Source organism: Allobosea sp. BK604 (genome assembly GCF_004341515.1).
Classification (GTDB): domain Bacteria; phylum Pseudomonadota; class Alphaproteobacteria; order Rhizobiales; family Beijerinckiaceae; genus Allobosea.
Genome location: NZ_SLZF01000003.1, coordinates 305966 through 325964, shown reverse-complemented (window position 1 = coordinate 325964; position 19999 = coordinate 305966). Strand labels below are relative to the sequence as shown.

Annotated in this window: 21 protein-coding genes and 1 pseudogene; 14 read left to right on the top strand and 8 right to left on the bottom strand. The window is 65.1% G+C overall.

The genetic code is table 11. The annotated features are described in order from the left end of the window. Positions 1-55 precede the first annotated feature (55 nt). Complete coding sequence (locus EV560_RS10990; protein WP_465247001.1) at positions 56-832, bottom strand: response regulator; 777 nt, start codon at positions 830-832, stop codon at positions 56-58. Positions 833-1163: 331 nt separating this feature from the next. Here EV560_RS10990 and EV560_RS10985 point away from each other — a divergent pair, with 331 nt between their 5' ends. Continuing rightward, the gene (locus EV560_RS10985) at positions 1164-2054 is read left to right on the top strand and encodes a UbiA family prenyltransferase (RefSeq protein ID WP_131855794.1); all 891 of its coding nucleotides are present in this window, start codon (positions 1164-1166) and stop codon (positions 2052-2054) included. Then, positions 2051-3364, top strand: a complete 1314-nt coding sequence (locus EV560_RS10980) for an FAD-binding oxidoreductase (protein WP_165923414.1) — start codon at positions 2051-2053, stop codon at positions 3362-3364. The genes EV560_RS10985 and EV560_RS10980 overlap by 4 nt, the downstream gene beginning before the upstream one ends. A gap of 2 nt (positions 3365-3366) precedes the next feature. Here the strand turns inward: EV560_RS10980 and rnk are convergent, their stop codons facing one another. The 5 genes and pseudogenes from rnk to EV560_RS10960 form a co-directional block, all read right to left on the bottom strand. Further along, positions 3367-3807: a nucleoside diphosphate kinase regulator gene (gene rnk, locus EV560_RS10975; protein ID WP_131855792.1), complete on the bottom strand. Its 441-nt coding sequence runs from the start codon at positions 3805-3807 to the stop codon at positions 3367-3369. A gap of 329 nt (positions 3808-4136) precedes the next feature. Further along, complete coding sequence (locus tag EV560_RS10970; RefSeq protein ID WP_131855791.1) at positions 4137-5576, bottom strand: aspartate aminotransferase family protein; 1440 nt, start codon at positions 5574-5576, stop codon at positions 4137-4139. Then, complete coding sequence (locus tag EV560_RS10965; protein WP_131855790.1) at positions 5573-6565, bottom strand: NAD-dependent epimerase/dehydratase family protein; 993 nt, start codon at positions 6563-6565, stop codon at positions 5573-5575. The genes EV560_RS10970 and EV560_RS10965 overlap by 4 nt, the downstream gene beginning before the upstream one ends. Before the next feature lie 31 nt (positions 6566-6596). After that, positions 6597-6725, bottom strand: a complete 129-nt coding sequence (locus EV560_RS36685) for a hypothetical protein (protein ID WP_282568850.1) — start codon at positions 6723-6725, stop codon at positions 6597-6599. 11 nt (positions 6726-6736) lie between these two features. After that, a pseudogene (locus EV560_RS10960) lies at positions 6737-7102 on the bottom strand (DMT family transporter); the annotation flags it as partial. Between the two features lie 194 nt (positions 7103-7296). Here EV560_RS10960 and cynS point away from each other — a divergent pair. Next, positions 7297-7785: a cyanase gene (cynS, locus tag EV560_RS10955; RefSeq protein ID WP_131855788.1), complete on the top strand. Its 489-nt coding sequence runs from the start codon at positions 7297-7299 to the stop codon at positions 7783-7785. On the opposite strand, the gene EV560_RS10950 is transcribed toward cynS, so the two are convergent. Next, complete coding sequence (locus EV560_RS10950; protein WP_131855787.1) at positions 7764-8387, bottom strand: glutathione S-transferase family protein; 624 nt, start codon at positions 8385-8387, stop codon at positions 7764-7766. The genes cynS and EV560_RS10950 overlap by 22 nt on opposite strands. Positions 8388-8606: 219 nt before the next feature. On the opposite strand from EV560_RS10950, the gene EV560_RS10945 reads away from it, so the two are divergent. From EV560_RS10945 to EV560_RS10900, 10 genes are all read left to right on the top strand, one after another. Beyond that, positions 8607-10349 (top strand): alkaline phosphatase, encoded by a 1743-nt coding sequence (locus tag EV560_RS10945; RefSeq protein ID WP_131855786.1) that lies wholly within the window; start codon positions 8607-8609, stop codon positions 10347-10349. 95 nt (positions 10350-10444) lie between these two features. Further along, positions 10445-10909 (top strand): hypothetical protein, encoded by a 465-nt coding sequence (locus EV560_RS10940; RefSeq protein WP_131855785.1) that lies wholly within the window; start codon positions 10445-10447, stop codon positions 10907-10909. Continuing rightward, positions 10887-11618 (top strand): ABC transporter ATP-binding protein, encoded by a 732-nt coding sequence (locus tag EV560_RS10935; RefSeq protein ID WP_165923413.1) that lies wholly within the window; start codon positions 10887-10889, stop codon positions 11616-11618. Before EV560_RS10940 ends, EV560_RS10935 begins: the two co-directional genes overlap by 23 nt. Further along, positions 11615-12850 (top strand): FtsX-like permease family protein, encoded by a 1236-nt coding sequence (locus tag EV560_RS10930; protein WP_131855783.1) that lies wholly within the window; start codon positions 11615-11617, stop codon positions 12848-12850. The genes EV560_RS10935 and EV560_RS10930 overlap by 4 nt, the downstream gene beginning before the upstream one ends. A 103-nt stretch (positions 12851-12953) precedes the next feature. Further along, positions 12954-13580 carry a hypothetical protein gene (locus EV560_RS10925; RefSeq protein ID WP_131855782.1) on the top strand — a complete coding sequence of 209 codons (627 nt, stop codon included), beginning with the start codon at positions 12954-12956 and terminating at the stop codon, positions 13578-13580. A 117-nt stretch (positions 13581-13697) separates the two neighbouring features. Then, entirely contained in the window at positions 13698-14213 is a 516-nt protein-coding gene (locus tag EV560_RS10920; protein ID WP_131855781.1) for a hypothetical protein, read from the top strand. Positions 14214-14517: 304 nt separating this feature from the next. After that, complete coding sequence (locus EV560_RS10915) at positions 14518-15030, top strand: hypothetical protein (RefSeq protein WP_131855780.1); 513 nt, start codon at positions 14518-14520, stop codon at positions 15028-15030. 345 nt (positions 15031-15375) lie between these two features. Then, on the top strand, positions 15376-16302 hold the full coding sequence (locus EV560_RS10910; RefSeq protein ID WP_131855779.1) for an ABC transporter ATP-binding protein: 927 nt from the start codon (positions 15376-15378) through the stop codon (positions 16300-16302). A 5-nt stretch (positions 16303-16307) separates the two neighbouring features. Then, positions 16308-17075: an ABC transporter permease gene (locus tag EV560_RS10905; RefSeq protein ID WP_131856202.1), complete on the top strand. Its 768-nt coding sequence runs from the start codon at positions 16308-16310 to the stop codon at positions 17073-17075. 33 nt (positions 17076-17108) lie between these two features. Then, complete coding sequence (locus EV560_RS10900) at positions 17109-18731, top strand: peptide chain release factor 3 (protein WP_131855778.1); 1623 nt, start codon at positions 17109-17111, stop codon at positions 18729-18731. 71 nt (positions 18732-18802) lie between these two features. Here EV560_RS10900 and EV560_RS10895 read toward each other — a convergent pair whose 3' ends face one another. Next, positions 18803-19282, bottom strand: coding sequence for an Lrp/AsnC family transcriptional regulator (locus EV560_RS10895; protein ID WP_131855777.1), 480 nt, complete (start codon positions 19280-19282; stop codon positions 18803-18805). Positions 19283-19466: 184 nt separating this feature from the next. On the opposite strand from EV560_RS10895, the gene EV560_RS10890 reads away from it, so the two are divergent. Further along, on the top strand, positions 19467-19988 hold the full coding sequence (locus EV560_RS10890) for a cysteine dioxygenase (RefSeq protein ID WP_165923412.1): 522 nt from the start codon (positions 19467-19469) through the stop codon (positions 19986-19988). Positions 19989-19999: the final 11 nt, after the last annotated feature.

Below are 19999 nucleotides of genomic sequence, written 5' to 3'. Positions count from 1 at the left end.
TTCTTCACGCGAACCGGTATCCACTTCGCTCGAAAATGCTCTAACCCGAGCCAGTTTACGCGTTGCGTTCGGCGGCGATGCCGAGCTTGTAGCCGATGCCGCTGACCGTCGCGATCACGCCCGGCTCGCTGGCGCCGAGCAGTTTGCGCCGGAGCCGCGCCACCAGCGCATCGACCGTCCGGGCGTCGACCTCGCTATGGCGGTTGCTGACCACCTCGATCAGGTAGTCGCGGCTCAGGGGCCGGCCATTGCTGTCGACCAATGCGGCCAGGAGATCGAATTCGCCGCGGGTCAGGCGGATGGGGTCGCCGTTGATCGTGGCGAGCTCGCGCCGCAGCAGGTCGATCATGAACGGCCCGAAGGTGACCGTGGTGCTGCGCCGCGCCGTCTCGCGCTCGATCTTGCGCCGCCGCAGCAGCGAGCGCGTCCGGGCGAGGAGATCGCGCAGGTTGACAGGCTTGGTGACATAGTGGTCGCCGGCGAGCTCGAGGCCGACGATGCGATCGATATCGGTATCGCGCCGCGTCACGAAGATGATGCCGGCATCCGAAAAGCCCTGCAGCTCCTTGGCGAGCTCGAAGCCATCGCCATCCGGCAGGACCACGTCGAGGAAGATCAGCTCCGGCTTGAACTTGCGTACGACGCGGCGCGCTTCCGCCAGCGTCTCGGCTTCCTCGACCCTGAAGCCCTGGTCGGTGAAATAGCCGGCGATCATGGCGCGCGTGACCGGATCATCCTCGACGATGACGAGCCGTTCGCGGTTCGCCGCTGCGGTCTCGGCCGGCGTAGCCATCGTGTTGTCTGATGCCTTGAAGGAGATCGTCTGAGCCATATCGGCAGCTATGCCGCAAATCATCGCGTTGCGCATAACGATCCGATGACGCCGCGCGCTTTGCAAGCGCGCCGCGCCAGAATTGCGAACTTCGGTTCACGCGATCGTTGCAACTCCATGATCCCCAGCCCCCGGATTTCCGATTGCTGCGGCAGGCACGTGTTAATCATGGCGAGCAAATCACGAGGTGGACGTTACGTCATCCACCCGGATTTAGGACTTCACGCCGATAAGGAGGGGCACTGAAGCAATGTAGTTCGCCCATCGATGGCCGGGATCGCACAATGGCGGTCGGTCACGATGCCTGTCCAAGGTGAGCAGAGACATCAAGATGCCTATCCCAGCAATGATCCGAGCGATGCGCCCGCATCACTGGCTCAAGAACGGGCTCGTCTTCGTGCCGATCCTGCTCAACCATGATGTGTTCGATCTTGCGGCGCTCGGCCACGGCGTCGTTGCCTTCGTCGCCTTCAGCCTGCTCGCATCGGCGATCTACCTGCTCAACGATATCGTCGATGTCGAGGCCGATCGGCGTCACCCGACCAAGTGCAAGCGCCCGCTCGCGGCCGGCGAGATCACACAGGCCCAGGCCTATGCGGCGGTCCCGCTGCTGCTGATCGTCGCCTTCGCCCTGACCGCGCTCGTGCCGCAGCCGCGCCTGTTCCTGACGGCGCTCTCGGCCTATCTGGTGCTGGCGCTGCTCTATCTCTTCTTCCTCAAGCGCAAGCTGCTCGTCGATGTGCTCGGGCTGGCCGCGCTGCACACCCTGCGCATCCTCGCGGGCAACGCTGCCGCCGCGATCCCGATCTCGTCCTGGCTGCTCGCCTTCTCGATGTTCCTGTTCCTCAGCCTCGCCCTGGTGAAGCGTTATGCCGAACTCCGGATCACGCAGGACCAATCCGGCCTGAAGAAGGCCGGGCGTGGCTACCACGCCGAGGATATCGAGGCGCTATCGCAGCTCGGCATGGCCTCGGGCTGCACCTGCGCGCTGATCATGGCGCTCTATGTCGACAGCGCCGCGGTGAAGGAGCTTTATCGTCATCCCGAGATCATCTGGCTGATCTGCCCGATTATCCTTTACCAGATGGCCCGCGTCTGGTTCCTGGCCCGGCGCGGCCAGATGCCCGATGATCCGCTGGTCTTCATGATCCGCGACTGGCGCAGCCAGCTGATGGGGGCCACCGTCGTGCTGATCATGGTCGCGGCGACGGTCATTCCGTGAGAGACGAGCTGAAGGATTATCGATCCTGGGGCGGGCTCACTGCCCGGGACAGCGAGATCGTCGGGCCGGAGGTCTGGAGCGCTGCTCCCGAGGCGTTCCGCAAGCCCGCGCTCGCCTATGGCAATGGCCGCTCCTACGGCGATTCCTGCCTGAACGATGGCGGTGTGCTGATCGCGGCGCGCCAGCTCGGCCAGATCCTCGCCTTCGATCGCGAGAGCGGGCTCATCACCTGCGAGGCCGGGGTCCTGCTCGACACGATCCTGAACCATGTCGTGCCGCATGGCTGGTTCCTGCCGGTGACGCCGGGCACAGCCTTCGTCACGATCGCGGGGGCGCTCGCCAATGACGTCCACGGCAAGAACCATCATCGCCAGGGGACGTTCGGGCGCCATGTCCGCGCCTTCGAGCTGGTGCGATCGGATGGCAGCCGGCTGACCTGCGGGCCGGATATGAACTGCCCGTTCTTTACCGCGACGATCGGCGGGTTCGGCCTGACCGGGCTGATCACCCAGGTGACCCTGCAATTGTTGCGCGTTCCCTCCGCCGAGATGCGCCAGGAGGCGATCCATTTCGAAGGGCTCGACCGCTTCTTCGAGATCGCGGCCGAATCCGACGCGACGCATGACTATACGGTGGCCTGGGTCGATTCACTCGCGGATGGGCCGCGCTTCGGGCGCGGCGTGTTTTTCCGGGCCAATCATGCCTCGGCCTCGGATCTGCCGCAGGAGCGCGCGCCGCATCCGCTGCCGTTTCCGATCAAGCCGCCCTTCCCGCTGATCAACCGGCTGACTTTGCGCGGTTTCAACATGCTCTACCGGGCGGCGCAGCCGAGCACGCCGGAGCCGCGGCGCATCCCCTACCGGCCATTCTTCTATCCGCTCGACCGGGTCAGCAATTGGAACAGGGCCTACGGGCCCAAGGGCCTGCGCCAGTTCCAGTGCGCGGTACCGATGGCGCAGGCGCGCGAGGCGGTGGAGGCGATGCTCCGGCGCACGCTCGCGGCTGGCGAGGCTTCGTTCCTGACCGTGCTGAAAATCTTCGGCGAGGTACCGTCGCCCGGCATGATGTCCTTCCCGATCGCGGGTGCGACGCTGACGCTCGATTTTCCGCATCGCGGCGAGCGCACGCTGCGGCTGCTCGACGAGCTCGATCGCATCGCGCTTTCAGCCGGCGGGCGGGTCAATCCCTACAAGGACGCGCGCATGTCGCCGGCGACCTTCGAGGCGTCGTTCCCGCATTGGCGGGAGTTCGCAGGGCATGTCGACCCGGGCTTCTCATCCGGCTTCTGGCGAAGGGTCACGGGGGGCTGAGATCAGCCCGCTTCCTTCGGAGCCACTGCCTCGGGAACAGCCTGTTCGACGTTCAGGACGGTCAGCCTGTGCTGACGGCCATCGCGTGCCGTCCAGGCGATCGATTGTCCGGGCGACAGGCCGATGAGCGCGGTGCCGATCGGGGTCAGCACCGAGACGCGCCCGGCTGCGATATCAGCTTCGCCGGGGAAGACGAGCTGGACGCGGCGCGTCGGGGCAGCATCCGACTCAAAGCTGACGAAGGAGCCCATGCGAACGACGTTCGCCGGCACCTGGCGCTCGGCGACGACTTTCGCTCGCTCCATCTCGGCCTGAAGCTCGTCGGCGAGCTCCGGCATGCGGTCCTGAATGGACGCGGCCAGCGCACTCAAGCGCTCGTGATCGGTCGCGCCGACGACGATCTTCGGCTTGCGGTTGTTCCTGTGAGGGGTGGTTGTGGTCATGTCTGAAACCTGTGATGACGCGGCGGCGCGATCGGCGCAGGGCCGCGGGGGACTATCGAAGCGGGGAGTGAACGAACGACCGGCGAAGGCAGCGCAGCGGCTGCAACATCGACGCATCCCTGACCGGGACGCGGGTCGCCGGGTCAGGGGCTAAAATTCCGCGATCGGATGGATCCGGATTATCTGGGTGCCATGCGTGTTCACCCTGTTAAGTTGGCCCCTCGCGCCGTGGTGTCAAGCTCTGCCCGATCCGGGGGCGATCCACGTCAACGAAAAAGGGCGGCCCTGCGGCCGCCCTTCCCAAGCGCGATATGCATTGCGGCGTCGTCTCAGCCCTTCGCCGTCGCGACCTTGCGCAGGTAGTCCGTCACGATGCGGGTGATGCCACGTGAGAGCAGGTCGTCGAGCGCGTTGAGGAAGGTGTCGCAATCCTCACGAGTCGCGATCAGCGGCGGCTCGAGCCGGATGACGTTGCGGTTGTATTCGGTGAAGGCGACGAGCACGTCGTAATCCTTCAGCAGGAGGGCGCCGACGAAGCCGCAGAGCGAGCCCTTCAGCTTGTCGTCGAGCAGCGCGACCATGTGCTTCAGGCCGAAGGGCATGGTCTCGCTGATGTCCTGGAACTCGACGCCGATCATCAGGCCGCGGCCGCGGATCTCCTTGAGCAGTGTCGGGTGCTTGGCGCGCAGCTGGTTGAGCCGCTCGATCAGGTAATCGCCCTGGCGGAGGGCATTGCCCATCAGGTCCTCGTCATAGAGGACATTGAGGCCCTCGATGGCGCTGATGCAGGCCTCGCCCATGCCGCCGAAGGTCGCCTGCGCATGGATCAGCGCGCTCTTCGGCTTGCCATAGGCCTTCATGTAGATGTCGCGGCGCGCGATCATGGCGCCGACCGCGGCCTTGGAGCCGCCGAGCGCCTTGGCGAGCGCGGTGACGTCGGGCACGACGCCGTCACGCTCGAAGGCGAAGAACTGGCCGGTGCGGCCGAGCCCGCACTGCACCTCGTCGGCGATCCAGAGCACGTCGTGTCTGTCGCAGAGAGCGCGCAGCTCGCGCCAGAAGCCGAGCGGCGCTTCGACGATGCCGCCGCCGCCCTGGATCGTCTCCATCACGACGATGCCGATCGAGCGGTCGGCTTCGAGCGCCTTGCGCACGGCGTCGATGTCGCCGAAGGGCACCTTGACCCGGTTCTCGACCAGCTTGAACTGCGACTGGTAGAGGGTCGAATCCGTGACCGAGAGCACGCCCTTGGTCTTGCCGTGGAACGAGTTCGCGGCGTGCAGGATCTTGGAGCGGGCCGGGCCCTGGACCTGCTCGGCGACCTTCAGCGCAGCCTCCATGGCCTCCGAGCCGGTCGAGCCGAGGAAGACCATGTCGAGATCGCCGGGCGCGATTTCGGCGAGGTTCTTGGCGAGCGCGGCCGCATATTGCGACATGAAGGCCATGCAGATCTCATGGCGCTGCTCGTCCTGGAATTTCTGCCGGGCCGCGACGATGCGCGGATGGTTATGGCCGAAGGCGACCGAGCAGAAGCCGCCGAAGAAATCGAGGATCTTGCGGCCGTCGCGGGTGATGTAATGCATGCCCTCGGCGCGATCGACGATGATCCTGTCGAAGCCGAGGAGCTTGAGGAAATGGAGCTGGCCCGGGTTGATATGGGCGGCGAAGAGATCGCGCACCGTGCCGGCATCGAGCTGCTTGGCTTCCTCGACGCTGATCAGCTTCGGGCGGGCCGGGGCTACGTCGTTCTTGAAAGCGGGCATGCTCATGCGGCCTTGCTCCTCAGCTCGTCCTTGCTCTTGCGATATTCGGTGTAGGCGGCGAGCAGCATGTCCTCGTCGCGGTGTTTCGGAGTCCAGCCGAGCTCGCGCTTGGCCTTGCCGGTGTCGAGAATGCAGATCTCGTCGGCGATCAGGTACTGTTCGGGGTCCATGATCGGCAGGTTGATCGCGTCGAGCGTGTCGAGCGTGAGCTTGACCAGCGGGGCGGGGGTCGGCAGCAGGATCGATTTCGAGCCGGCATGCCGGATCAGGTCGCCGAGCAGCTTCTTCACCGGCGGCGGATCGTCGGAGCCGAGATTATAGGCGCTGTTCGGGAAGCCGGCCTTCCAAGCGGCGACGCAGGCGCTGGCACAATCGAAGACCGAGATGAACTGGTAGGGATTCTTGCCCGAGCCGATCATCGGCACCGGCAGGTTCATGTCGATCAGCCGGAAGAGCTTGACCAGGATGCCGAGGCGGCCCGGGCCGATGATCAGGCGCGGCCGGAAGATCGGGATCTGGAAGCCCTTGTCGCGGTAGGTCTGGCAGAGCGTCTCGGTCGCGAGCTTGCTCTCGCCATATTCGCCGAGCGGCTTGGCCGGATGGGTCTCGTCCTGGGGGACGGTGACCGAATGGCCGTAGATCATGTCGGTGGTGAAGTGTACCAGCTTGTTGGCGCCGTTCTTCTCCATCCAGTTCAGGATGTTGGCGGTGCCGTGATAGTTCACCGGCCAGAAGAAGTCGTGGCGTTCCCTGCGCGTCACGATCGGCGACAGCATCTTGGCCGAGAGGTTGTAGACGAGATCGTCCGGCGTCAGCGCGATGCTCTCGACGCTCTCGGGGCTGGTGACGTCGATCTTCTGGAACGGCACCTTGGCGTAGTGGGCGTGGCCGCTGTTCTGTATGTCGGCGACGAGGACCTCCTCGCCCATGGCGGCGAGATCGGCCGCCAGATGCGAGCCCACGAATCCGTCGCCACCGATGATGATGTGCTTCATGCTCGGTCTTCCGCTGGTTCGGTTGCAGGGATCAGCGCGGCGGCGCGCTGCGATGACGAGAATTGCGAGCCGGGACGCGCACCGGGCGCAGGTCGCTGCGCTCGACCGGCATGTGGAACAGGGTGGCGAGGCGGAGGATCAGTCGGGCGATCAGGTCCATGGCAGCTCTCAGCTCTGGGCGATGAAGATGGTGCCGACGACGATCAGCCCGATGCCGGCGATACGTGCGGCGGTCAGATCCTCGTTGAAGACGAAATAGGCGTAGGCCGCGACCACGACATAGGCGAGGCTCAGGAACGGATAGGCGTAGCTGATCTGCACCTTGGAGAGCACGATCAGGTGCGAGGCCATGCTGATGACGAAGGTGCACAGGCCCGCGAAGACGAAAGGATTGAAGACGACGCGCAGCACCGTCCAGAAGATGCCGTCGCCCTGGATGTCGAACTGGCCGATGCCGGTCATGCCCTTTTTCAGCATGAGCTGGGCGGCGGCATTGGTCAGCACCGTGAACAGGATCAGGGGAATGTAGGCATTCATCGGCGCTGGATTTTCCGCGTGGCTTGGTGGCCTCGTGAATGGCGCCGAAAATACTTCAAATGCCTTACGTCTGTGGTCCTAACTCACCGTAACGTTAAGATGATCCTGCCGCGTTTTCAGAAATTCGCGGGCATTTTTTCGGCCGGCCCGATCCTTGCGTGCCCCTGCCGTGTCACGGACAGGGAGAAGGCTGGATGAAGCGCGAAGAGCTCACCGAAAAGATCCTCGACATCAAGCGCGAGAAGGGCTGGAGCTGGAGATACATTACCGACGAGATCGGCGGCATGTCCGAGGTTCTCGTGGTGGGCGCGCTGCTCGGCCAGATGAGGCTGGTCAAGCCGCTGGCCGAGAAGGCGGCGGCGCTGTTCGGGCTCTCAGAGATGGAAAAGCGCATGCTCAACGAGGTGCCCTATCGTGGCACCGGCACGCCGATGCCGCCGACCGACCCGCTGATCTACCGTTTCTACGAGATGGTGATGGTCAATGGCCCGGCCTGGAAGGCGCTGATCGAGGAGGAATTCGGCGACGGCATCATGTCGGCGATCGATTTCAACATCGAGTTCGAGCGCGAGCCCAACCCGAAAGGCGACCGGGTCAGGATCAGCATGTCCGGCAAGTTCCTGCCCTACAAATACTACGGCAACGAGCAGGGCATCCCGGATTACGGCTTCAAGGAGCCCTGAGTGGCCAGGGCCTCGTCCTTCTGCATGCATTGCTGCAGGGCGGGACGTGCCAGCAGCGGGTGCAGATAGGCCTGGAAGACGGGGAGGCGCGGCAGCGCGCCGAAGATGTTGATGCCGTAATGGAGGGCGCTTCCGAGCTGAGTGTCGGCTGCGGTGAAGCGGTCGCCCGCGGCGTAGTCCTGGGCGCCGAGCCGCTTCTCCAGATTGGCGACGGCATCGGCCAGCGAACCGAAGGAGACGTCGCCCGGCTTGTAGGAGATGTCGAGCGCCTTGGTCGCGATGATCGGGTCGAGCACGGCGTCGGTGTAGACGAGTGCGGTGAGGTAGGCGGCTCGCATCGGATCGCCGAGCGCGGGGGCGAGGTCGGACTCTGGGAAGGCATCCGCGAGATAGAGCGAGATCGCGGCGCGCTCGGTGACGGTCGTGCCGTCATGGACGATGGCCGGCACCTTCTTATGGGGCTGGATCGCACGGTAGGATTCCGGCACGCCGGCCTCGGCCCGGATGTCGACCAGCTCGATCGTGTAGGGCTCGCCAAGCTCCTCCAGCAGCCAGAAGATGCTGAAGGAACGGGATCGCGGGGCATGATAAAAGGTCAGCATGGGGTCTCCTCGCCGGCTCGGGATACGATCTTCAGCGTCATCTTAGAAGACTGTGGTGGTGTCGGAAGCCGTCAGCAGCGTCCATGCAATGAATGAAATGATGTTACTGTATAACATTTCCTTTTACGCCTGCGATCGGCCAGTAATCGTACTGTCACTTCGGCTGCCTAAGCGTCTGAGCGAGTCCCGACCAACACGCGCGACAGGCGGAGTATACTTATGCAGGCGCAACGATTGCTGATGATGGCCGTGGCGGCCACGCTCGCCGGAGCCGCTCCCGCGGTGGCCCAGACGATCTATCCGATCGACCGGGCCGAGATTCTCGAAGGCTCGCACTTCGATTTCAAGGTCGAGTTCCCGGACGCCCCGGCCTCGGCTGACGTCAACGTCACCGTGAACGGCAAGCCGGCCGCCGAGATCTTCGGCCGCCAGACCACGTTCATGCAGAACGAGGAAGGCCAGAAGCACTCCGCCATGTGGCTGCGCGGCGCCTCGCTGCCGGCCGGCCGCTATGTCGTCGAAGCGACGCAGGGCTCGAACAAGTCGACAGTGGCCTGGGAAGTGTTCTCGACCCCGGCCCGTCGCGCCAAGAACGTAATCCTCTTCGTCGGCGACGGCTTCTCGATCGCGCATCGCACCGCCGCCCGCATCATGTCGAAGGGCCTGAAGGAAGGCCGCTATGGCGGCGAGCTCGCCATCGACGACATGCCGAACATGGCGCTGATCTCGACCTCGGGCAGCGACTCGGTCGTCACCGACAGCGCCAACGCGGCCCATGCCTACACCACCGGCCACAAGTCCTGCGTCAACGCGCTCGGCGTCTACTGCGCCAAGAACGCGCTGACCCTCGACCACCCCAAGGTCGAGACCATCTCCGAGGTGATCCGCCGCCGCAACAAGATGGCGATCGGCGTCGTCACCAATGCCGAGATCGAGGACGCCACCCCGGCCTCGATGGTGGCCCATACCCGCCGCCGCTCGGACTATAACGACATCGTCAAAATGTTCCTCGACGTGAAGCCGGACGTGATCATGGGCGGCGGCTCGCCGAACTTCCTGCCGAAGGCGACCAACGGCTCTAAGCGCACCGACGACCTCGACGCCATCGCCAAGTTCAAGGAGGCCGGCTACAGCGTCGCCACCTCGAAGACCGAGATGAACGCTGCGGTCTCCGGCGGCGCCAAGAAGCTGCTCGGCCTCTACAACACCGGCAATATCGATGGCGCTTTCGACCTGCGCCTGGCCAAGAAGGGCACGATCTCGAAGTTCCCGGACCAGCCTGATGTCGTCGAGCAGACCAAGGCCGCGCTCGAGATGCTGAAGGGCAACGAGGACGGCTTCTTCCTGATGGTCGAGTCGGCCCGTATCGACAAGTACAGCCACTCGCTCGATTGGGAGCGCGCGGTGTTCGACACGATCATGCTCGACAACGCCGTCAAGGCCGCCAAGGACTTCGCCGGCGAGCGCAACGACACGCTGATCATCGTCGTCGCCGACCATGCCCATCCGGTCTCGCTGATCGGCTCCTATAATGACGACCGTCCCGGCCAGCTGCTGCGCGACAAGCTCGGCGTCTACCAGGACTCGGTGGTGCCGAATTACGGCCCGCGCGACGCCGACGGCTACCCGACCGACGTCAACACCTCGCATCGTCTCGCTGTCGTGTTCGGCACCTATCCCGACACTTGCGACACCGGCCGCCCCTATATGGACGGCGAGCGCGTCCCGGCCGTCGCCGGCGCCGAGAAGAACACCTATGTCGCCAACGAGAAGGATTGCACGGCGCCGATGGCGGTGCGCAAGCAGGGCAACCTGCCGTTCGAGTCGAACTCGGGCGTCCATGCTGCCGACGACGTCGTCCTGACCGCGATGGGCCCGGGCGCCGAGAAGTTCCGCGGCCACAAGCCGAACACCTATGTCTTCCGCGTCATGGCGGAAGCGCTCGCGCTCGGCGGCAAGTGAGCTAGTCTGACGACGCTGCCTGGCGCGAATTCTGTCCGTTCGGCCGATATCGGCCGAACGGAAAGCGCGCAAATGGGGGAATGAGGAGCAATATCATGCGGCTGCGCATCTCCCCCATGTCCTTCACCCGCCGCGGGCTCCTGCAGGGGCTCGCGGCGCTCGGCATTTCCCCTCCCGCCTTCGCGGCCGAGCCGGAGCCGATCGCCTTCGACAGCCTCTACAAATCCTTCGGCGTGCTCGGCTTCCAGTTCTCCGACCGCGTCACCTCGCTGCGCGGCCAGGAGGTCAGGATCAACGGCTATATGGCGCCGCCGCTCAAGCCGGAGAGCCGCTTCTTCGTGCTGACGCGCGAGCCCCTGGCGATTTGCCCATTCTGCCAGTCCGATGCCGACTGGCCGGTCGATATCGTCGTCATTTTCATGAAGGAAGAGACGCCACTGGTCAGCGCTGGGCGCAAGGTCGCCGTGACCGGGCGGCTCGAGATCGGCTCCGCCACCGATGCCGAGACCGGTTTCGTCAGCCAGATCAGACTCGTCGATGCCAGTTTCCGCGTTGCCTGACGGCGCGGCCCAAGCCGCGGCGAAGCCGCTTCATCTCCACGGTGTGCGGCTCGACCATCGCGGCGGCGACGGCCGGCCATTCAGGGTCCTCGATATTCCCGACCTGACCATTCCCGCTGGCGCGCGCGTTGGGCTGCGCGGGCCCTCCGGTTCCGGCAAGACCTCGCTGCTGCACCTGATCGCCGGCCTCATCGTGCCTGATGCCGGCTCCGTAGCCTGGGACGCGAAGGCGGTCTCCTCTCTCCCGATCCCGGCCCGCGACCTCTGGCGGCGCGAGACGATCGGCTTCGTCTTCCAGGATTTCCACCTCATCCCGGAGCTCGACGTTGCCGCCAATATCACCTTGCCGGCGACCTTCTCCTCCTGGCGGATCGACAAGGCCCAGCACGAGCGCGCTGCGGCGCTGGCCGGGCGCATGGGGCTCGGCGATCTGCGCCGCAAGGCCCGGGTGCTCTCGCGCGGCGAGCAGCAGCGCGTCGCGATCGCGCGTGCCGTGCTGGGCCGGCCGGCGCTGATCCTGGCTGACGAGCCGACGGCGAGCCTCGATGCCGAGCACGCGAACGAGGTCGGCGCGCTCCTTGTCGAGGTCGCGCGGGAGGCCGGCGCGACGCTGATCTGCGCTTCGCATGACGCGGCGCTGCTGGCGCGGATGGAGCGCGTTGTCGAGATCGGTGCGCTGACCGGCAAGCCCCTGGCGCTCGCCTCATGAACCCGTTCCCGATGGTCTGGGCCGATATCCGCGCCCTGCGCTGGACGGCGCTGGCGATCGTCACGCTGGTCGCGCTGGCTGTTGCGATCGGCGTCGCCATCGGCGCGCAGGAGCGGGCGCTCCGGCGCAGCTCGGCCGCGGCGGCGGAGGATTTCGACCTGCTGATCGGCGCACCCGGCAGCCAGACGCAGCTGGTGATGTCGTCGATCTATCTGCAGCCCGATGCGATCCCGCTCATCGACGGCCGGCTGCTCAACACGCTCGCCAAGGACGAGCGGGTCGCTGCGGTGGCGCCGATCGCCTTCGGGGATATCAGCCGGGGCTATGTCATCGTTGGCACGACGGCGGATCTGGTCAGCCGCTGGGGCCGGCTCAAGCCGAGCGAGGGGCGGTTCTTCGCGGGAGAGGGCGAGGCCGTGCTCGGTGCGGATGTCAGCTACAAGCTTGGCGAGACGATCGAGCCCTCGCACGGCGTGCTCGGACATGCCGCGAAGCCCGGGCAGGTCGACGAGGAAGAGGCCGGCCATCGCCATGAGGGCCATGGCTATGTCGCCGTCGGGCGGCTGCCGCGCCTCGGCTCGCCCTGGGACCGGGCCATCCTGGTCCCGGTCGAGAACGTCTGGGAGGTCCATGGCCTCGGCAATGGCCATGCCTCGGAGGAAGCAGGCATCGGCCTGCCTTTCGATGGCCAGAAGATCCCGGGCGTGCCGGCGATCGTGGTCAAGCCGCGCAGCGTCGCCGGCGCCTATCAGTTGCGGGCGCAATACCGGCAGGGCGGTACCATGGCCTTCTTCCCGGCCGAGGTGCTGGTGACGCTCTATCGCGCGCTGGGGGATGTCAGGGATGTGCTCGTCGTGGCCTCCGTGCTGAACGCGGTGCTGATCCTGGCCGCGGTGCTGCTGCTGCTCGTCGCGGTCGCCGGCCTGCGGCGGCGGCGCTATGCGGTGCTGCGGGCGCTCGGGGCGCCGCGCGCCTATGTGCTGCTCGTGGTCTGGCTCGGCATGGCGCTGCTGATCGGCGCCGGCTGCCTGTCGGGGCTCGCCGTCGGGGCGGTCTTCACAAGGGCGGTCTCGGGACTGGTCGAGGCGCAGACCGGGCTCAGGCTGGCATTCTCGCTGGAGAGCCGGGAGATGCTGCAGGTTCTGCTGCTCTTCGCCATCGGCAGCGTCGTCTCGCTGCTGCCGGCGCTGATGTCCTATCGCGCGCCGGTGGTGGCCGGATTACGGGAGTAGGGCAACCGGGGCGCTGATCCTGCCGCCATATGTTGGCAGGAAACTCCGTTACTGTGGGTTTGCGGCTTACCTTCTCCGGATCGCCCAGGATCTTACTAAGCCCATGACCTTGCCAAACCGCGTCCGCCCCGATGGCACGCTCTTCGCCGATCCCGCGCGCGGCGAGCTTTTCGGCAATCGCGGCGGGCGCTTCCATGATCCGCAGACGCAGGCGCTGCCGCAGCGCGCCTATGCCACCCGGCAATGGATCTGCTGCGTGCTTTCGTTCAAGGGCAGGCGCCGCAAGGTCTGGGGCAAGGGCTATACCGAGCTGTTCTTCTGCGACGAGGTCACGGCGCTGGCAGCGGGGCACCGGCCCTGCATGGAATGCCGGCGGGCCGATGCGCTGGCCTATCGCGCGGCGCTGGTGCGCGGGCTCGGCCTCGAGCAGGTTCCGCTCTTTCCGGAGATCGATCGCCGGCTCGACGGCGAACGCCGGCTCGGCCGTGCCAAGCGCCTGCACCGCCTGCGGGCGGATGACCTGCCTGATGGCACGATGGTCGAGGCCGGTCCGGGCGAATGGCTGGCCTTGCAGGGCGATGCGGCGCTGCTCTGGTCGCCCGCGGGCTATGTCGCGAAGCGGCCGCGGCCTGCAGGTTTCGCCGCCGTCGTCACGCCGCCGTCAACATTGGCGGCACTTGTGAACGGCTATCTACCGAACTGGCACAGCAGCGCCGAAAACGCCGCCTGAGGCGACTGCGCGCGCCTTGCAAAGCCCCTTTGCGCTGGCAATCTGGCCCTGCGGCAGGCTCGAAAGCCGGGCTGGCTCGTGCGCCGCAATCCGACCCATCTGACAAGGATATCTCCCATGCTGCGAACCCTGGTTTGCGCGTTCAGCCTCGCGCTCGCCCTTGCCGGCGCCGTCATCCTGCCGTCGAGCCCGAGCCTGGCCGGCGCGCTCAGCATCACCGATGCCGATCCGGTCGCGGTCGTCACCATTCCCGACGACTGGACGAGCTCGAAGATTGCGCGCGGCATCGAGATCAAGTCGCCGGACGAGGAAATCTATCTCTGGTTCGAGCTGATCGCTCCGGGCGAGATCGACACCGTGCAGAAGGAGCATAACGGCTATTTCGACAAGGAAGGCGTCACCGTCACCGGCGCGTCGGAGACGATGAAGAAGGAGATCAACGGTCGTGCCTGGTCCTTCACCGAGCTGAAGGCCAAGAGCAGCGATGGCGACTCGATCATCCGCTATGTCGCGATCAATCCGAATGTCGCGAGCGGCAAGATCATCATGATGACCTATTGGGCCTCGATCGACGGCGACAAGACCCATGACGCCGTCATGAACAAGATGATCGAGAGCATCGCTTTCAAGTAAGCCTCGGCTTCGCTCGGCGTCTCATACCCGTTCGGCCTCCATCGCGGGAGCAGGCGCCGATCCGCCTGCTCCCGGGGGAAGGCCGGGCGGGTTCAATTATGTCGGAATCCTGACGGCTGCGGTTGTGCCCCGCGGTTCTGTGAATGGCGATCTATCGTCCTGGCACAGGGCTGCCGGCGGCTTCACTTATCGCCAGTCCGCATTGCCCATGACGTTCGGTGAGGGAGCGGGTGCCGCGGCAATCGTCCCGGCGCTATCACCTTCGGCACAGGCAGCCATGACCTCGATGGGACAGGAGATCCTGATGTTGCGGACCATTGCCTGCGCGCTCACAGCCGCGCTTGTTTCCTTCGCCACCCCCTTTGCGACCGCCCCGGCGCAAGCCGAGGCCTTCAACATCACCGAAGCCGATCCGGTCGCGGTGATCACCGTTCCCGACGATTGGGAAGGCAAGAAGGTCGCACGCGGGATTCAGATCAAGACCCCGGACGACGAGATCTACATGTGGGTCGAGCTGATCCCGCCGAACGAGATCGACGCGGTCCAGAAGGAGCACAACAGCTATTTCGACGGCCAGGGCGTCAAGATCGAGAGCGCCGGCGAGACGGTGCAGATTGAGGTCAACGGCCGCCCCTGGGTGATCAGCGAGCTGAAGGCCAAGGCCAAGGGCGAGGATTCGGTCATCCGCTATGTTGCGATCAATCCGAAAGTGGCGAGCGGCAAGCTGATCCTGCTGACCTATTGGGCCTCGCTCGAAGGCGACAAGAAGTACAATGACGCGACCACCAAGATGCTGGAGAACCTTGGCTTCAAGTAAGAATCGGGCAGGCGCGCCGTAGGCGCCAGGCTTGGGCTTGCTGCCTGTGGAACTTTCCAGCGCTCGATCGCGTTGCTCTCCCACAATTGTTCAACAGGGGGCTTCGACATGCGTTCGATAGCGCTGTGGTTACTTGGTGTGCCGATTCCGGTGATCATCCTGCTCTGGTTCTTCATGAGATAGAGCAAGGCAATTGCTGATCGACCTGATGGCCGGGAGGGCGCTCCCGGCCATTGTCATGTCCGCTGCTGACGGCGGCTGACAGGCGCCCCTGCTTCTTCCGCCGCGCATGCGGCGCATGGCTGTGCCGTCGCATCCTGCAACCACATCGCCTATATGGTCGCCATGCCGCCCATCATCTCCGTATCCAAGCTGTCCAAGACCTATGCCTCCGGCTTCAGCGCGCTGAAATCGATCGATCTGGACATCCACCGTGGCGAGATCTTCGCCCTGCTGGGCCCCAACGGGGCCGGCAAGACCACGCTGATCAGCATCATCTGCGGGCTGGTGACGCCGAGCGCCGGCTCGGTCACCGCCGATGGCCACGACATCGGCAAGGATTACCGCTCGGCCCGCACCAAGATCGGGCTCGTGCCGCAGGAATTGACCACCGACGCTTTCGAGACGGTCTGGGCGACGGTGAATTTCAGCCGTGGCCTCTTCGGCAAGCCGCGCAATCCGGAGCTGATCGAGCAGATCCTCAAGGACCTCTCGCTCTGGGACAAGCGCAACGCGATGATCCGTACGCTGTCGGGCGGCATGAAGCGACGCGTCATGATCGCCAAGGCGCTCTCGCACGAGCCGCAGATCCTCTTCCTCGACGAGCCCTCGGCCGGCGTCGATGTCGAGCTGCGCCAGGACATGTGGCAGCTGGTGCGGCGGCTGCGCGAAAGCGGCGTCACCATCATCCTGACCACGCATTACATCGAGGAGGCCGAGGAGATGGCCGACCGGGTCGGCGTGATCAGCAAGGGCGAGATCATCCTGGTCGAGGAGAAGACCGAGCTGATGCGCAAGCTCGGCAAGAAGCAGCTCACGCTCTCGCTGCAGCAGAAGATGGCGGCGGTGCCGGAAGCGCTCGCCGCCTATAATCTTGCTCTCGCGGCCGAAGGCGAGGAGTTGGTCTACACCTACGACACCAAGGCGGAGCGCACCGGTATCACCTCGCTGCTGCAGGACCTCTCCGCCGCAGGCATCCGCTTCAACGACCTGAACACCAGCCAGAGCTCGCTCGAGGACATCTTCGTGAGCCTGGTGAGGAACCGCCCATGAGCGCGATGGCCTTCAATCCACACGCGATCCGCGCGATCTACAAGTTCGAGATGGCGCGGACCTTCCGCACGCCACTGCAGAGCATCGTCTCGCCGGTGATCTCGACCTCGCTCTATTTCATCGTCTTCGGCGCGGCGATCGGCGCGCACATGCCGGCGGTAGGCGGCGTGTCCTACGGCGCCTTCATCGTGCCCGGGCTGATCATGCTCTCGCTGCTGACGCAGAGCATCGCCAATGCCTCCTTCGCGATCTATTTCCCCAAATTCACCGGCACGATCTACGAGCTGCTCTCGGCGCCGGTGGCCTGGTGGGAGGCGGTGATCGCCTATGTCGGCGCGGCGGCGTCCAAGTCGATCCTGCTCGGGCTGATCATCCTGCTGACCGCGACCTTCTTCGTACCGCTCAGGATCGAGCATCCTGTCTTCATGCTCGTCTTCCTGGCGCTGACAGCGACGACCTTCAGCCTTTTCGGCTTCATCATCGGCATCTGGGCCGACGGGTTCGAGCGGCTACAGGTCATCCCGCTGCTGGTGGTGACCCCGCTCACCTTCCTCGGTGGCGCCTTCTATTCGATCGACATGCTGCCGGGCTTCTGGCGCACGGTCGCGCTGTTCAATCCGGTCGTCTACCTGATCAGCGGCTTCCGCTGGAGCTTCTACGGCGCCGGCGATGTCAGCGTCGGCGTCAGCCTGGCGATGACGCTGGTCTTCCTGGTCGGCTGTATCGCCGTTGTCGGCTGGATCTTCCGGACCGGCTACCGGCTGAAGAATTGACAGCAGGCGCCCCTTCCTGTCTTCAACAGCGCCATGACCGATCTTACGACCCTTGAAGCTGCGGCGAGCGCCGAGGCGCCCTATGCGCGCCGGCGCACCTTCGCGATCATCTCGCACCCGGACGCGGGCAAGACCACGCTGACCGAGAAGCTGCTCTATTTCGGCGGCGCGATCCAGCTCGCCGGCGAGGTGCGCGCCAAGGCCGGCCGCCGCCAGACCTCCTCCGACTGGATGAAGATCGAACGCCAGCGCGGCATCTCGGTCGTCACCTCCGTGATGACCTTCGAGTATGGCGGGCACGTCTTCAACCTTCTGGATACGCCCGGCCACGAGGACTTCTCTGAGGATACCTACCGGACGCTGACCGCAGTCGACTCGGCGGTGATGGTGATCGACGCCGCCAAGGGCATCGAGGCGCGGACGAAGAAGCTGTTCGAGGTCTGCCGTCTCCGCGACATCCCGATCGTCACCTTCATCAACAAGGTCGACCGTGAGACGCGCGATCCGTTCGATCTGATCAACGAGATCGAGACGACGCTGGCGCTCGACGTCGCGCCGATGACCTGGCCGGTCGGGCGCGGCCGCGAGTTCACCGGCACGCTCGACTTCGCCTCCAACACCTTCCGGCGCAACCAGAAGGGCGACGAGAGCGATGCCGGCACGCCTGTCGCCGGCGAGGACGACAAGCTCTTCGACGAATTTTTGCCGAATGGCGCGGCCGAGACCTGGCGTGAGGAGGTTTTTCTCGCGCGCGAGGGGCTGAAGCCGTTCGATCTGGAAGCCTTCCGCGAGGGGCATCTGACGCCGCTCTATTTCGGTGCGGCCCTGCGCGACTATGGCGTGCGCGACCTGATCGACGCGCTCGGCCGTTACGCACCGAGCCCGCGGGCGCAGGTCGCGGATAAACGCCCGGTCGAGGCGGACGAGCCGAAGATGACCGGCTTCGTCTTCAAGATCCAGGCGAACATGGACCCTAACCATCGGGACCGCATCGCCTTCATGCGGGTCTGCTCGGGCAAGCTCTCGCGTGGCATGAAGGCCAAGCTGGTGCGGACCTCGAAGCCGATGCCGCTCAATGCGCCGCAATTCTTCTTCGCGCGCGACCGCTCGATCGCCGAAGAGGCCTATGCCGGCGACATCGTCGGCCTGCCCAACCACGGCACCTTGCGTATCGGGGACACGCTGACCGAGGGCGAGGACATCGTCTTCAAGGGTGTGCCGAGCTTCGCGCCGGAAATCCTGCGCCGCGTCAAGCTCAAGGACGCGATGAAGGCGAAGAAGCTGCGCGAGGCGTTGCAGCAAATGGCCGAGGAGGGCGTCGTCCAGCTCTTCCTGCCGCATGACGGCGCGCCCGCGATCGTCGGCGTCGTCGGCGCGCTGCAGCTCGACGTACTGAAGGAGCGGATGGAGGCGGAGTATTCGCTGCCCGTCGATTTCGAACCGTGTCAGTTCGCGATCGCGCGCTGGGTCTCCAGCGAGGACAAGGTGGCGCTGCAGAAATTCGTCTCGTCCAAGCCATCCTCGATGGCAGATGATCTCGACGGCGACCCGGTCTTCATGGCCTCGTCCCAGTTCACGCTGAAATACGATGCAGAGCGCGTGCCCGACATCAATTTCACCGATGTGAAAGACTACCAGAAGGTGGCGAAGGGCTGACCGCCGCGACGCGGCTGCTGCACTCCGTCATGCTCGGGACAAGCCCGACCATGACGCGCAGGCGAAGCAGTTCACACTTTTCCTGCCGCGAACCCGAGCGGAATCGCCGTCGTCGACTTCAGCTCCTCCATCGCGAACATCGAGGTGACGTCGCTCAGGTCGATGCGCGAGATCAGCTTCTTGTAGAGCGCGTCATAGGCCGAGATGTCGGAGACGAAGGCCTTGAGCAGATAGTCGATCTCGCCGCTCATCCGGTAGAAATCGACGATCTCGGGCAGGTCGTGCACGGCGGCGTGGAAGCGCTCCAGCCATTCCATGGAATGGCGCGAGGTCTTGACTGCGATGAAGATGGTCACGCCTGCCTTGAGCTTCTCGCGGTCGAGCAGCGCAACGCGACGCTTGATATAGCCCTCATTCTCCAGCTTCTGGACGCGCCGCCAGCATGGGGTCGGCGAGAGCCCGACCGCCTCCGAGAGCTGAGCGAGCGGCAGGCTGGCATCCTGCTGAAGCAGCGCCAGGATGCGCAGGTCGAAATCATCGAGCTTGGCCATGGATCCGTTTCCCCTTCCGGATCATAGCTTTCCGATCTTTGGATAGGGGTCGCAATAATTTTCTATGATTGGGCCAATTTTGAGTATCTGATCCTAATATCATCGGTATTTTGCGTGAGGACGCAAACCGCTTCCGGCCCAGCCGGCTATCATGATTCCAGCACGGTTTCGGCGGGAGCGGGGCATGGACGGATATCTGAACCACGAGCGGCGCGGTGAGATGCTGCGTAACCTGCGGACGGATGCAGGCACGCTTTCGGGCGATTATCTCGGTGCCGCCCGTGCCGTCCTGCATGAGCTCGTCGCGATCCCCGACCTGATCAAGCGCCTGCCGGTCGAGCGCAAGCCGGGCCGCTATACCCGCAACCTGCTCGCCGGCGACGAGGCCGTCAGCGTCTGGGCGATCGTCTGGGGCGAGGGCGCGACGACCTGCATCCACGACCACCATTGCTCCTGCTGCTTCGGCGTCGTGTCGGGCACGGTGACGGAGACCTGGTACCGCGCGATCGACGCGAAGCGGGCCGTCGCCACCGCGGAGCAGGAGCGGCAGGCCGGCTATGTCGCCTGCATGCTGCCCTCGGGGCCGAACATCCACCGGATGCGCAATGTCGGGCCGGGCGAGGCCATCTCGATCCATATCTACGGCTTCGACCACGAGGCGCATGAATCCTCGATCGAGACCGAATACACCGCCGTCGGCGGCTGATTGGCGCCGAC